The following is a 14558-nucleotide window of genomic DNA, read 5'->3' on the forward strand; positions in this document are numbered from 1 at the left end:
TTTCTTTTCAATCTTGTTTAATTCTTCCTGTGTCATTTTAAATCTGTTTGAGTATTAATATAAAAATTCTCAGACAGACTTCAAATTACACCCTCCAATGGTAAGACATAAACATTCTTTTTTCACAAATCTATTTTTGCGGCCTATCATCACAACAATAGGGTTTCAATTGGAATTACCTTTTCTGGTAATTCCATCCAACACAAAATGATATCTGGATACTTTCAGTAGTTTTTATGATTAAAGAGAGATTAATAAGTAAAGACGTTAATTTCTAAAGAGAAAATTAAATCCGCAAATTCCTTATCTTTAGTAAATCAGGGTAAGAAAAAGTTATCACACCTTTAAATCCTGATAATGAATGATTAAAAATCGAAAAACATTTCCAGCACCTTAGAAAGCAAGCTTTAAATTATAAAACCCTTTACGTGCTCAAAAATTATCTTTTTGAAAGTTTTAAAATCATTTTCAAAGTCATCCATCCTCATTTTAAGTTTATGATGTTTTTTACGGTAATCAGAATCAGATAAGCCTTTTACTTCTTTCTGCAAATTCGACAATAATCCTTCGTGTTCTCTGATGCTATCTTCTAAATCTTCAAAGAGATCTCCATGGATTTTATCAAGGTTCACCAGAAGGCCATTATAACTTTGTTTACCAATATCTGAAGAAGTGTTTTTTCTAAGTAAATTTTCAAAAAACTGAACTTCGTCTTTCCAAAAATCAATTTTAGCAAGCCATTCCATACTTTCAAAATGTAGTACATCTAATCCTGCTCCAATAAGTAAGGTAGCTTTAGGATTTAAATTTTTAGTTTCCATAATTTTATATTTTTTAAATTTTTGAAGAATTTTATGTAGTAATTCAAAAGCTCTTTCATTTCCTTATTCTTCGATTAATAAGCTTAGAAAGGGTATTGAGTGTAAATAATAAAATTGAATTTTCTTGTAGACCTTAACGTTAACGTTACCTCCCATTTTAACCTTCGAAAATCTTCAGATAAAGGTGCTTAATAATTTCAAAAAAGTAAATGATATTGATCACGCTAAAAATTACATAATTAACTAAATTACCAATCCATAATATTAAACTATACCAAAACTCCCCGATATATGTCAATAAGTCTTATATTTCCAAATGGTATTTAGAAGTTAAAACATTTGAAAACACATCTCCCATTTCCTTTAATCTTTTGGGTACGGTCTTAATATTAAAATCCAAAGGAGAAAATTCACCTTCTTCAATTTCGTTCCAAGATAATGGTGTAGAAACTGGTGTTCCGGTATAGCCACGAAGACTATAAGGAGCTACAGTATTTCTGGAAATCACATTCTGCAAATAATCTATACTTATTTTACTGCTTTTATGAGTTGTACCCTGGACCCTTAGTGTGGTGATTAAATCTGGATGTAATTTTTCAAGTGCAATACCAATCTTTTTCACCCAATTCCTTACTTCAATGAATGTGTATTCTGGAAAAATAGGTACGTACACATGCATCCCTGTACCACCGGAGGTTTTAGGAAAACCTGAAATTCCCAATGATAAAAGAAATTCATTTAAATATTTTGTTGCCCTTATAATACGCTCATAGCAAGTATTTTTACTGGCATCTAGATCGAAAATGGCTATATCAGGCTTAGAGTAGTCCGGTATTTTTGAAGACCATAAATGAAATTCAAAGCCTCCCTTAGAAGCAAACCACAAGATCCCGGCTTGTGAATCTATTATTGGAACCTGGATGGTCTTATCCTGACTAACTTCTTTATAAAAAGCTGTTTTAAATTTTTTTTTGTTTTCAACCACATCACCAAAATCTCTTTTGTAAAATGAAGAATTTCCTATACCTCTTGGAAAATAATGAACGGTTGCAGGCCTATTTTTAAAATACGGTAACATAAATTCGGTCATTTCTTTGTAATATTCAAGAACTTTTAGTTTAGTGATGCCTTCCAAGGGCCAGTAAATTTTTTGTGGGTGAGAGATCTTCAAATCATAAGCACCTACCTTCCAATTAAGCTCTTCTTCCTTTTTTGAAGCCATTTTAATATTTCTATAAAACTAATATCTCAAAAGTCGACATTATTTCCAGCATATAGAATGATTTATATCATTGGACTGATTTAATTCCTAGAGTAAATTACTTTTCGAATTCCGAAGAATAAAATTATGGTAAACAAGGAGTTTATTAAAGATTTAAGGAAAACAACAATTAAAAATAACCTATTGCTGGAGGCTTTCAAAGAACTTCCTGAAAGCCTCTTCATGCCGCAGGTTAAACCTCCATTCCCCGTAAAAGATACCTATTTGGAGGAAAAGATTATGGCCATTAAACCAAGATCTTTGGTAATATTTAAAATGCTGGAAAGTTTAAATATTGAGAAAGGAGAAAGTATTTTATGTATAGGGATAGACTCACCTGCTGTATTAGCTGCACTTTCGAGAATCTATAAAAGAGTCTATCTTGTAGAATTAAATGATATTTATGCCGAATGGGCTTTAGAAGTATTGAGCAATACAGGGGTGGAAAATGTTTTTATTAAAAGCGGAGATCCTCGAATAGGATGGAAGGAAAAAGCACCTTTTGATAGAATATTAATAGCTACAGAATTTGAAAATATCCCTGATGCATTAAAGGCACAACTTAAAATAGCCGGCCGTTTACTGATTCCTATTGGCCCGGATTGGGCCCATATAATGTTTCAGGTTATCGAGCGTATTTCAGAAACAGAGTATAGAACAGAAAGATTAAGGGATAACTTTTTTATCCCAAACCCTAAATTATTGCCTGAAATTGAATCTGAAGATTTTTCTGAAGAAGAGATTATTTCTCAGATCACCTCTAATGCTATAGCTTTTAAAAGCACAGAGGATTTCCCGGTAAACGACCTTTTGAATAGAATTGGTGATGCCAGGGTAGTATTAATTGGAGAAGCCTCCCACGGAACTTCAGAATTTTACATGGCCCGGCAGAAGATCACCAGGGCTCTTATAGAAAAGAAAGGCTTTAATATTATCTGTGCCGAAGCAGATTGGAGCGATGCTGAACAAATTGACGGCTATGTAAGGAATAGGACACTTAAGCAAGAGTGGAATCCTTTTACCCGTTTTCCTCAATGGATGTGGAGAAACAAAGAGGTATTGGGATTTATAGAATGGTTAAAAAAGTACAATCTTAGCCACAAGAATAGCATTGGGTTTTATGGGTTAGATCTCTACGGTATGGAGAATTCCATAAATCTTGTGATCGATTATTTAGAGAAAAGAGACACCAGTTTAGCCAGCCTGGCAAAAGAAAGATATTCCTGCATCACCCCATATATGGCAGATCATGCTAATTACGGAAAAATGGTGTTAAATAAACAACTATTAAGTTGTGAACTGGATGTTTTAAAAATGTTGACAGATCTGCTCTGGAACAAAAATAAATTGAACCATTCGCCTGAATATTTTTACGCCTATCAAAATGCTAATGTTGTAGTGGATGCAGAAAGATATTACAAAGCCATGTACTATGGAAGTGCAGAATCATGGAATTTGCGTGATTTTCACATGTTCCAAACGCTTAAGTCCCTTCTCTCCTATTTTAAGCCAGGAGCGAAGGCGGTCATTTGGGCCCACAATTCACATATAGGTAATGCCCTGGCCACGGAAATGTATTCCCGGGGAGAAATTAATATCGGTCATTTATGCAAGGAGTATTTTGGGGGCAAGTCTTATCATATTGGGTTTGGTACTCACGAAGGCTCAGTTGCTGCAGCACATAATTGGGGAGGAAAAATGGAAGTTATGCAGGTAAACCCCTCGTTGAAAAATAGTTATGAAAATCTTTGTTATAAAACACTAATACCTTCCTTCACGCTTCCATTGAAAGAAATAGTTTCAGGAAATAAGTTAAGAAAACTTTTAAGCACTCCTAAACTGGAGCGTGCTATTGGGGTTATTTACAGGCCTGAAACAGAACGTTCAAGTCATTATTTTCGGGCTGTTTTACCTTCTCAATTCGATGAATATATTTGGTATAATACTACTAGCGCAGTTACTCCATTAACTACAGCTACACTGGACCAAAAATTACTGGAGAATCATCCGTTTAGTTTAATAGATGAATAACTGATGTGTACTGTAGCAAATTTCAAGAAGCTTTAGAAGCCTCTTGTAACAGCCGTTGTACTTCCTGGTCTGTCACCTGGTCAAAATTCTCGTAGAACTCCCCTACCGCCATAAAAGAATCTGGGACCAAGGGGCATATTACCTGATCTATAATCGGTGAACTTTCAAACTTCTTTATTGTAGAATGTGGAGCGACCGGAGCTGCCACAACAATTTTAGTTGGTTTTTCTTTGTACAGCATTTCGATAATTGAAAGCATCGTGTTCCCGGTAGCTATCCCATCGTCTACAACAATGAGTATCTTATCCTTGAGTGACAATGGTTCCCTATCACCATAATATTCCTTTTGTCTACTGGCAAGCTTTTCTCTTATTCTGCCCGTCTCTTTTTCAATATAGGAAGCAGGAATCTCTGCTGCAGCATTACTTAAAATCCTGCTTTTAAGGGTCACGGCCCCTATCGCGAATTCCTTATGCAAAGGATGCCCAATCTTTTTTGAGAGTACGATCTCCATTGGCAGGTTCAGTACTTTGCTAATGATGAAACCCAGCGGCACTCCACCTCTGGGTATGGCAAGAACAACAGCATTTTTACCTTTGTAATAATGCAGCTTCTTAGCCAATAATAAAGCCGCTTCTGTTCTATCTTTATACATTTATTTTAGATATTTTTTAAACCAGTTTGTAGACAAAACGGCAACTTCTTACAGTTTCCCGGGTTCTTCAAATAAATGAGTTGCGCCCTCGACGATTTCTATCTTTTTTATTCCTGGTAAAAACTCGTAAGCTTTCTTATTCAGTTCGAGTACCGGTTTATCATTCCCCCCCACTATAAAAAGAGTAGGCGCTTTAACTTCTTTAAGCACGGGCATTGCCATATCTGGTCTGCCTCCCCGGGAAACGATAGCCTCAATTTTTGTGGTTTTACTTGTTGCCGCCATGATAATAAGATCAATTTCTTGATCTGCAACTATATTTCTTGTAGCTTCAATAGGTGGTAAGTTCAATATAAAAGGAAGAAAGTATGCTTATCTGGATTAGAAAATTCCTCTATACCTGCCAGAAGCTTATTAAACTAATCTTGACTATTATTGTCACTCCAAATTTTCAGATTATGATATTCTAATTTCACCGAAAGCCCTTTCAAAACATTGGATTTTTAGCTTAAAAAATATTGATGCAATTTTTAATATTGGCTATGAGGAGGCTAAAATGGTATTACGAAAAAATAAACATTTACTTTCTCAAACTGAACTCAAGGTCTAAAGAATGCCTATTATCTCATTTTTAATTCAAGAAGAATCACCATTTATTTAGTGAACTTAATAGCTGGTATTAACTTCAATTCTTGATTCGTGCTTTTAACTAATTCTCAAAACCTTTCCTCCTCTTATTTTCTTATTCTTAAGTTCTAGTAAAGCTTTATTAGCTTCTTCTAATGGATATAGCTCAACTTCAGGCTTTATACCGCTTTTAGCAGCTAATTTCAGAAAGTTCTCTACATCCTTGCCAGTTACATTGGCTACACTTTTAATTTCTTTTTCCAGCCAAAGATGGCTCCTATAAGAAAGGGCTTTTAAGTATTCTTTGTCTGCATTTTCCTTCCTAATCGCATTGATAACCAATCTTCCCCCTTTCTCAAGATTATAAAGGGCATGCACAATAGGTTTCCAGGCTGGAGTAGTATCAATGATGCAATCCAGTTTATGTGGTGACACAGCTGTACTATTCCCTGTCCAGAAAGCGCCAAGTTCATTGGCGAAAGCCCGTTCCTTTTCTTTTCTGGCGAACACATAAACTTTAGTTTCAGGATAGCGATAATTCACCATTTTAAGAACGAGATGGGCCGATGCGCCAAAACCTGTAAGTCCCAAATTTTGTCCGTTTTTTAATTGTGCAAGTTTTAAGGAACGATAACCAATGGCTCCAGCACATAATAATGGTGCCGCTTCGGCATCAGTAAAAACGTCGGGGATTTTATAGGCATATTTTTCTGAAACACACATATACTCTGCGTAGCCACCATTCACATCCCTCCCCGTAGCAAGAAAATCATCACATAGGTTTTCATTTCCATCCAAACAAAACTTACACTTACCACAGGCAGAAAAGATCCAGGCCACCCCGACGCGTTCGTCAATTTTAAATTTGGAGGTTTCTCCTCCTAACTTTACTATAGTTCCCACAACCTGGTGCCCCAGAATTATAGGAAATTGAGCAGGAGCTGTTCTTCCTTCAATTTCATCCAATTCAGTATGGCAAACTCCACAAACTGAAATTTTTATTAATACTTCATCAGGTTTAGGCTCAGGAATGGGCATATCCACTAAAATCAGGGGTTGCCTGTTTTCCTCTAAAGAGACTATTTTATTAAGCACCATTGCTCTCATTCCTCTATAATTAAAATGATGATATTACCATTTATCAAGTTTAAAAACTTACCAATTCATTGTGGTAAGATTTTATCAACTTCAAATATTTTTTGGCTTCCACCAGTGCTTTCCTTTTAGACGATTTTTCAGAAGAACTGGACGCGCGAAGACTATTTACTTTAGCCCGAACATTAGCACGATAACTTTTATAATAGATAAAAAGCTGCTGTTCCGATATATTCCTCATAACTGGAAACAGAAAGTTGTAATGACTAACGAAAAGTGCGGAAAGGTCTTCTCTATTTGAAGCATCAAGGTCCATACAGAGAAACGCAACTTCATTGAGTACATCTATCTGTCGATAATTGTCATTGAATTCTATACAATCAAAAGGTTGTGGTGCCGGCAAAAAGAAAATATTTCCTGTATGTAAATCGCCGTGACAATCCCTGAAAAACCCTGATTTAAGACGTAGTTGAAGTAACTCATGATTTTTATTTAAAAAGTTATTGGATGTTTCAATACAAGTATCAATGAGTTTATCAATTCCTTTCCCCAGATTTTCAGTAAGAAATTCCTTTTGAGTTTCCAGTTCTGAAAACTCATTCTTTAGATCCAGTACATTTTTATCATAAATCAACTTTGTTTTCTTATGAAAGGAAACTATGCATACTGCTAGATTTTTTATATCCGTAGAATTCACCGTCTTTTCCGATAAAAGTATGTCCATTTGCTTATGAGGATCTAGTTTACGCATTTTGATAGCATAATCTACCACCCTGCAATTTCTCCCTCCTATCGCATAGTTCCCGTTTAAAAGAAATATTGGTAAGACTCCGAGATATATATTTTCAGAAAATCTTCGGTTCAATTCAATTTCTCGCTTACAATAATATTCCCTCAATTCAAGTGTAGAAAAATTTAGAAAGGGATAATGAACGGGCCTTTTAATCTTATAAACAAACTCATCGCATAATATTACCCAGGAAATATGAGTTTCAATTAATTCCTTTAGATGACTTCTCTCAGGGAAAGAACCATTGGAAAGCAGTTGCTTAATTTGTTGCTTTGTCATTTTTTAGGTAGTTTAAAGCCTTTTGCAGCATATCATCTATATTCATATTTGTGGATTTCAGTTTTAGATGTGGCTGTTCTAGGGGTTCCCATTGCTGCTTAATGATTTGATAAATATTAAAATCGGCTTCACTAAACGGCCTTGCTTTTTTTAATCTCTCTTTAATTACATTTTCATCTGCCCAAATTTCAATAATAGCTAGTCTTTCTTTGGTACTTTGAAAGAATGCCTGTTTTATCTTATTACTATAGAATGTAGCATCAACAACTACACCCTTCCCTTTCGATTGTAATTCCTGTACTTTATTTAAAAGAGCACTATAAACCTTTTGCCTTTCGGAATCTGAATATGTTCTTTTTGAGAACATTTCCTTCCTCAGTCTATCGCTATTCAAGTACTCGGCATTTAATTTCTTTGCTAGTCTACTACCAAAGTAACTTTTACCAGAGCCGGGCAAACCAATAACTAGAATTACCATATTAATTTTTAATTATTGAAATTTAATGAAGATAAATACTATTACGAATGACTTAAATCATAAACATAGTTTTTAAACTATTTTACCCACTTGAGATAAAATAAGAATACTCCAGTTGAATATTCTATTTCTATGCTGAGTGATCTTAATGCTGCAGCACTCAAATCAGAGTCTAGATCCCGCCAGCAGTAGCATAAGTAAGATATAAACTGTCTGATTGTATTGTGACCGATAAATTGATTAGTTCCCTCCACAGGATTTTGATTGGAAATATCAACATAGTCCATATAAAAAACAGCAAAAAGTATCTTTTTCCCTAATTAAATACGATAGCTTCAATTAAAACTAATATTAGCAGGTTTAACACGAGAAGTATTAGAATTACACCAAACTTTTTTTAGATAAAATGCCTGATATACATCATTTTATACAATAAATATAGGCTCTAAATTATCCGTAGTAATATTAAAAAATGAAACTCATAAAAACACTACTTGTTATTTTAGGAAGGTCGCTTCCCATATTGACTTTTGGACAGAGAACGGAAATAAAGGCCAGGTAACGGTCTCAGAAAGACAGGAAGATGATATTTACCATACTGGGGAAACAATTAAGGTCATAGCCCCAGTTTTTGGTGATGTGGTTCTGGCCGGCAGTGACATTATCTTAAAAGATACCATATATCAGGACCTATTAGTGGCTGGTGGCGAGATATTTGTATCAGGTTTTGTTGCTGATGATATTAGGGCTGCCGGTGGTAAACTTACTATCGATTCTGAAGTTAGAGACGATGTTATCGTAAGTGGAGGTCAGGTAATAATTACAGAAAATGACGTGATTCATGGAAATCTTATCAATTTTTCCGGAAATATAAATATGAATGGCGTAATAAAAGGTATGTTCAGATCTAATTCGGGTAACTTAACCATGAATGGAACTATAGAAGGGGATGCCCTTTTTAAAGGGTGGAAACCTTAAATTAAATGGAGAAGTAAAAGGTAAGTCCAAAATAATTTCAGAAAACCTTAAAATAAGTGATAATGCAGTATTCCACCGAAATGTTAATTATTGGAATGAAAAAGGAACAGTAGATTTTAAAAATTCACTCTTAGGCGCAACCGCTAAAATTGATGAATCCTTAATACAAGGCCAAGAAGAATTTTCCTGGCAGCATCTTGACTGGAATAGAAGCAATTTCCTCGGTATTTACATCATTCCGATACTTATAATTTGCATAAATCGTAACTTCAGATAATTCTTGAATTTGAGCAAATATTTGTGAAGAAAACACAAAAATTAAAGCTCCAATTAATAATTTTTTCATGATCTCTCAAGGTGCGTCAGGAGAATAAAGGATTATCTGAAGCCCAGGTTCAAGAGCGCAATCAAAAGCGTATACAATATTCCCGCATAAAAGGGGATATGTACCGGATCCAGGAATCAGTCACAAAATCGCGTACAGGAACAGCTTAACGTGGGAGATGGGATATCTGTAAGACCAGATGGAACATACCAGGTTCGTAACCAACAACAAATGCGTCTTCAAAATGGCGAATGTTTATCTATGTATGGTGGGAAACTCGCCAATATGTATCAGTTTCGTAAAAATATAGCGCAGAAAAATATGATCCAGAACAAGATGCAGAAGAACATTGAAAAAGACATTCCAAAGGGCGTCCAAAAACAGGTTCAGAAAACTCCCCAGAAAGGGAAAATCAATTAATCAGAAAGGCGGCAATCAAAATTGGTTGCAGGCTTTTTTAAAATCTTAAAAAGCTACTTCTATTCTTAATAATATTTCAGGGGCTTGGTTTATGGGCCCAGGCCGATAAAAACCTACGAGAAAAGAAAAGCAGTGCAGAGATATCTTTACTATTTGCAGACATGAGCTACTCCAGTGATGCGATTTTAATGGGACGAAGAGATTCAGTGACGGCTCCTTACATAATGCCGTCAGTGGGATATTATAATCGTTCCGGTTTTTATGCCGATGCTTCTCTCTCTTATTTGGTAAAAGATGAAAACAGGGTGGATATGGGTGTGCTAAGTGCCGGTTACCGTTTTGATGCCAACGGAATTTATGGGGGGATTGCAGCTACTAAATATTTCTTTAATGAAGAAAGCTACAACGTACAATCACAAACTTCCGGAAATGTGATGGCATTGTTGGGCTATGAATTTAATTTTTTGGAACTGAGCGTAATGGGAAGCGCTTATTTTTCAGAAGATGGAGATACAGATTTTTTTGCAGGAGTAATTTTGGATAACACTCTTAGTTTAATTGAAAACAAACTTATTTTTAATCCTTCTTTCCGGTTGAATGCCAGCTCCCAGTATTTCTATCAGGAATATTATCAAACCAGCCGTTTGGGAAACCGAAAGAGAAAAAACGTTATGCAACAGGTTCCGGTAGGGACTATAGAGTTAGAAGAAGCTTCAAACTTCAATATTCTATCAGTAGAATTGAGTCTTCCCGTTTCATATTATCATAACCAGTTCATTTTCTATTTTAAGCCCCATCTTGCATTTCCGGAGGGAGAGAGCAAAATCATTACCCAAGACGCCGTGTATGAAGAAACCTTAGATGATATTTTCTATTTTTCTGTGGGGATAGGTTATTGGCTTATTCCTTGAAAACGCTCTATTAAGAAATGTTTGGTCTTGCAAAGCAATAGAAAAAGAAATATTCAAAAAGAATTTTTGTGAATTCAAACCGCATTAATTATCTTCTTTACCAAATCCCGATTCGAGTGATTTTGAATAAAAAAATAACACCATATGGTACTTTTCTATTTGCAAGTTATCGCCTTTATAAATAACTACCTTTTATTGCCTCTTCCATTTTTACAGTAAATTTTTATTTTTTGATCAATAAAACAAATTGAAATTAATTTCAATCCTTTCTAAATCGTATATTTAAATTACTGATATTCAAGTTCAAAAAATATAAGCCTTTCTAAAAACTAAAAAATTTCATAAGTGTTACCTGGAAAATAAAAACTGTGTAATATCGGTTTTTTATAAAGACTTTATGATGAAAATAAGCGCTATAAGTAATAAAAATATTCCTAGAGGAGAAGCCGTAAAAGCTAAAGATATCAGGGATGGCATATTTAATTTAATTAAAACAGATTTTCCAAGCTTTGACAAGAATGCTTATATTTCTATTGCAGAACTGAATAAATATAGAAGACTTTATTTAAGCTCCCTAATACTTCTGGAGAAAGGAGAATTGGCGCTCCTTGATAAAGATGTGATCGATGCGATAAGAAACAACTCAATTCTTTCGGAAAAAATAGAGGACGAGATAGAAGCTGAACTCACATTGGGGCAAAAATTAGCCGACCAGGTAGCGGCCTTTGGGGGCAGCTGGACATTCATCATAACCTTTTTTATAGGTATAATAATCTGGGTGGCGATAAATGTTTGGTTTCTTAGCAAAGAACCGTTTGATCCCTATCCTTTTATCTTGCTAAACCTCATCCTTTCCTGTTTGGCAGCAATTCAGGCCCCTATCATAATGATGAGCCAAAATAGACAAGAACAAAAAGACAGGGAAAGAGGAGAACACGATTATAAAATAAATCTAAAAGCTGAACTTGAAATCAAATTATTAAGTGAAAAAATTGATCACTTAATGGTTAATCAGAACAGAAAACTTTTAGAGATTCAGGAAATACAAACTGACTATTTAGAAGATCTCATGAACGAACTTAAAAAAAAACAATAGAACCAAAATTGTCTTTTTAACTCTGGTTATCTTATACACACTTATTTTTTCCCGTTTTCCAGGAATATGATGCGACCGGCTTTTTTAACAAAATCTTCGTCGTAGGTAACTAGTAAAAGCGAAAGCCTCTTTTTAAGATTTTAGAATATTAAAAAGATTTAGAATTATAGCTATCTAGTTTCTCATCGTTTTAATTAAAGGCTCATTTATTAAATCACGTGTTTCAGGATTTATCACCGAATTTGCTTGTGATCACCTATCTCTGAGTTATGATGGAAGATTATCTGGCAGGGAAATCATAGGAAATATGCAAGTCCGACGGAACCACAGCATGAGTGATTAAATAGTAAAATAGCTAAAAGGTTGGGAGGGAATATATTTGAGTAATTGCTTTTCCTGGGGGGCTTTAAATCAAGAGTAACCTTATTATTCTTAATTTAAAGCCCCTCCAGAAAATTAAAAAATAGAGTAAGCTTAAGAAAATTATAACCCCACGTACTGCAAATCCCGGTAAGCTATGAACCTCCTTCTAGATCAGGAATATCCTTCATTTTACCATTTACAGATTTACCTAAAACAATAACCTCTTTACTTTCTTTATATTCTTCAATAGCAAGCATTAATTGCTTTTTGGTATCTCTTCTAATTTTGATGCCAGTTTTTTGGTTTTTATTTCTAACTTCAATATAGTACCCATCTCTCAGGTCTTTCGCTTTAGTGGAAGGTCTTCCCATAATTAATGTCTAAATTTAAAATAGTAGTTCAATCTTTTTAATAAATATTTCTTGGGCCTAAAATAAACATAAGAAATAAACCAATAAGGAAATAAGACAGTAATATCGAAATTATTCGAATATTTTGCCTTATTTCATCATAACCTTAAAACATTGTAAAAATTTATTTTTAATTATGCCCATCGTCCCATTACGGGTAATCAATTAGCATTAATCAACCTCTAATTTAATCAATTTTTTGATTCGTTCCTAGGGATAAAAAAGAAAGTTTGCAGATTGTCTTTGGTAAAACATCCAAAGTTCGACAATGCTACTATTTCCGAGTCTTAAGCCATAACTATTTCAAAGAGGCAAATCCTATTTTGACACTCCGGATAACCATATTCTTAACCGGTAAGAGAAACCCAGGTAGCTATTTATACTTTAAATAGGGACCACTGAATCTATTAGGAGCTATACCCAAATGAAATTTGCCATTTTAGCGCTTTTGTTTATCCCAATAAACATATAAAATAAAAAGTACTAAACTGATTAATGAACCCCATAACAAACCGGTTTTGAGTTGCTGTGTACTATCACCTATAACGGCGATAAAAAATGTAAGTGGTGCTATCCCTAATAAGGTAGCTCCAATAAACTTCCAGTAGCCAATTTTTAGAATCCCACCAACAAAACTAATCGCATCATTACTTAAAAATGGATTGATCCTGGTGACAATTACGGCCCAAAAACCATAGTCTTCAATAAAGTCGCTAATCTTATGTTCTGTTTTAACACCAAGTAACTTTTGCACGATTATAGGTCCAAAATAACGACCGATAAAATATCCTACGGAAGAGGCACAAAAAATAGCAGCAAAAACAATTAAGCTCCCTCCAAGTGGCCCATATGCTAATATGGAAACTATCATTAATGCTATTGATGGAATGACTAAAAGGAACATTTGTGCAATCATCGCAACAATTAAAACAAAGGGTCCTATCCACCCAAAATCTGAAACCCAGGCTTCTATTTTTTGTTTATCGTTACTGGTAAGTACCTTCCAGGCTTCATTAAAAAATTCATTCATTGCCGGGATAAAAAAATAACCTCCTACAAGAATAGCAATTACAATAAGTGAAAACACTAATGGAGCCTTGCTTTTTTTTACGTTGGTATGATCTTGTCTTTCTATCATTGATTTAATTAAAAACTACTTCCAGAATATTTGCCTTCCCTCCTTTTCCTTCATTGGATATAAATAATCGCCCATCTTCACTAAAAGTAAGTCCTTCAGCCTGCTCAAAATCATCTTCATCTAAAGCATAGCGTCGCTCTAATTTCATTTTACTATCGGCAATAAGGAGCTGGGGTGCTCTGCCATCGAGGATATAAAATTTATTATTTTCAGGGTGTATGCTCAACGCCGAAGGCTCTAGTTTTTTACTAAGCTTTGTATCTCTTCCAGCTAATATGCGATCTCCCATATTCAGGCGAAATTCAGGCTGTTTCTGTACTTCCCCAGATTCCAAAGAAAACTGGTAGATGCCTTTATAGGTTTTATCCTGAGGTTCGCGGTCTTTAATAGCAAGAAGTAAACGCTTATTATTTTTATCCAGGGCTAAACTTTCCAGGTTTTGTTCCTCGGTCAAAAAGTTACTGTGAGGAATGGTTTGAGAATTGGCGGACAAAAAGTTTCGGACCTCAAAGATTTCTCCATCACTTCTCAAAATATAGGCCGTGTCCCCAACAATCCGGATATCTTCATAATCCCCCGATTCTGCAAATGATACGCGCTTAACAATTTTTGAAGTTTTAAGATCGAAAATAAAAATGATACCATCTTCATCCTGTATACAAGCCATTTTATCGGCACCCATCCAGTCTATCCCTGAGATCTCATCAAGTTCTTCAGGTAGTTTCCAGGCCTTGATAATCCTATAGTCAACAGGTAGATCCTGAAGTTTATCTTTCGTTACAAATTCTGTGTAACCCAGCAATATCAGGCCCGCTAGGCTTAATACTCCAAAGACGATTAACGCCACTATTTTGTTCACCATTTTCATTATTTTATTTTT

15 protein-coding genes are annotated in these 14558 nt (G+C 34.8%); 5 read left to right on the forward strand and 10 right to left on the reverse strand.

What is annotated here, in order from left to right; all coding sequences use genetic code 11:
• Positions 1 to 407 precede the first annotated feature (407 nt).
• Together DET49_RS13750 and DET49_RS13755 are read right to left on the reverse strand one after the other, a co-directional pair.
• Positions 408 to 821, reverse strand: a complete 414-nt coding sequence (locus tag DET49_RS13750; RefSeq protein ID WP_133548652.1) for a hypothetical protein — start codon at positions 819 to 821, stop codon at positions 408 to 410.
• A 304-nt stretch (positions 822 to 1125) separates the two neighbouring features.
• Positions 1126 to 2043 carry a DNA polymerase domain-containing protein gene (locus tag DET49_RS13755; protein ID WP_133548653.1) on the reverse strand — a complete coding sequence of 306 codons (918 nt, stop codon included), beginning with the start codon at positions 2041 to 2043 and terminating at the stop codon, positions 1126 to 1128.
• A gap of 126 nt (positions 2044 to 2169) precedes the next feature.
• Here DET49_RS13755 and DET49_RS13760 point away from each other — a divergent pair, with 126 nt between their 5' ends.
• Entirely contained in the window at positions 2170 to 4113 is a 1944-nt protein-coding gene (locus DET49_RS13760; RefSeq protein WP_133548654.1) for an erythromycin esterase family protein, read from the forward strand.
• A gap of 22 nt (positions 4114 to 4135) precedes the next feature.
• On the opposite strand, the gene DET49_RS13765 is transcribed toward DET49_RS13760, so the two are convergent.
• The 5 genes from DET49_RS13765 to DET49_RS13785 form a co-directional block, all read right to left on the reverse strand.
• A complete protein-coding gene (locus DET49_RS13765) occupies positions 4136 to 4768 on the reverse strand; it encodes a phosphoribosyltransferase (protein WP_133548655.1) in 633 nt (210 codons plus the stop codon).
• Positions 4769 to 4816: 48 nt separating this feature from the next.
• A complete protein-coding gene (locus DET49_RS13770) occupies positions 4817 to 5119 on the reverse strand; it encodes an alpha/beta hydrolase (protein WP_208109655.1) in 303 nt (100 codons plus the stop codon).
• Positions 5120 to 5473: 354 nt separating this feature from the next.
• Positions 5474 to 6502 carry a zinc-dependent alcohol dehydrogenase family protein gene (locus DET49_RS13775; RefSeq protein WP_133548657.1) on the reverse strand — a complete coding sequence of 343 codons (1029 nt, stop codon included), beginning with the start codon at positions 6500 to 6502 and terminating at the stop codon, positions 5474 to 5476.
• Positions 6503 to 6542: 40 nt separating this feature from the next.
• Complete coding sequence (locus DET49_RS13780; protein ID WP_133548659.1) at positions 6543 to 7559, reverse strand: hypothetical protein; 1017 nt, start codon at positions 7557 to 7559, stop codon at positions 6543 to 6545.
• On the reverse strand, positions 7540 to 8037 hold the full coding sequence (locus tag DET49_RS13785; protein ID WP_133548661.1) for an AAA family ATPase: 498 nt from the start codon (positions 8035 to 8037) through the stop codon (positions 7540 to 7542). Before DET49_RS13785 ends, DET49_RS13780 begins: the two co-directional genes overlap by 20 nt.
• Before the next feature lie 639 nt (positions 8038 to 8676).
• On the opposite strand from DET49_RS13785, the gene DET49_RS13790 reads away from it, so the two are divergent.
• The 4 genes from DET49_RS13790 to DET49_RS13805 all read left to right on the forward strand — a co-directional run bounded on the left by DET49_RS13790 (position 8677) and on the right by DET49_RS13805 (position 11767).
• Positions 8677 to 9015: a hypothetical protein gene (locus DET49_RS13790; RefSeq protein WP_133548663.1), complete on the forward strand. Its 339-nt coding sequence runs from the start codon at positions 8677 to 8679 to the stop codon at positions 9013 to 9015.
• A gap of 442 nt (positions 9016 to 9457) precedes the next feature.
• Positions 9458 to 9760: a DUF6799 domain-containing protein gene (locus DET49_RS13795; RefSeq protein ID WP_317130326.1), complete on the forward strand. Its 303-nt coding sequence runs from the start codon at positions 9458 to 9460 to the stop codon at positions 9758 to 9760.
• 161 nt (positions 9761 to 9921) lie between these two features.
• A complete protein-coding gene (locus tag DET49_RS13800; protein ID WP_133548667.1) occupies positions 9922 to 10671 on the forward strand; it encodes a hypothetical protein in 750 nt (249 codons plus the stop codon).
• A gap of 400 nt (positions 10672 to 11071) precedes the next feature.
• Positions 11072 to 11767, forward strand: a complete 696-nt coding sequence (locus DET49_RS13805; protein WP_133548773.1) for a DUF1003 domain-containing protein — start codon at positions 11072 to 11074, stop codon at positions 11765 to 11767.
• Between the two features lie 515 nt (positions 11768 to 12282).
• Here DET49_RS13805 and DET49_RS13810 read toward each other — a convergent pair.
• From DET49_RS13810 to DET49_RS13820, 3 genes are all read right to left on the reverse strand, one after another.
• Entirely contained in the window at positions 12283 to 12501 is a 219-nt protein-coding gene (locus DET49_RS13810) for a hypothetical protein (protein WP_133548669.1), read from the reverse strand.
• A gap of 478 nt (positions 12502 to 12979) precedes the next feature.
• Positions 12980 to 13678: a TVP38/TMEM64 family protein gene (locus DET49_RS13815; protein WP_133548671.1), complete on the reverse strand. Its 699-nt coding sequence runs from the start codon at positions 13676 to 13678 to the stop codon at positions 12980 to 12982.
• A gap of 4 nt (positions 13679 to 13682) precedes the next feature.
• Entirely contained in the window at positions 13683 to 14540 is an 858-nt protein-coding gene (locus DET49_RS13820) for an SdiA-regulated domain-containing protein (protein WP_166636580.1), read from the reverse strand.
• Positions 14541 to 14558: the final 18 nt, after the last annotated feature.

Origin of the sequence: Salegentibacter sp. 24 (assembly GCF_004362395.1) — a bacterium.
In the GTDB taxonomy this organism is placed as follows: Bacteria; Bacteroidota; Bacteroidia; order Flavobacteriales; family Flavobacteriaceae; genus Salegentibacter.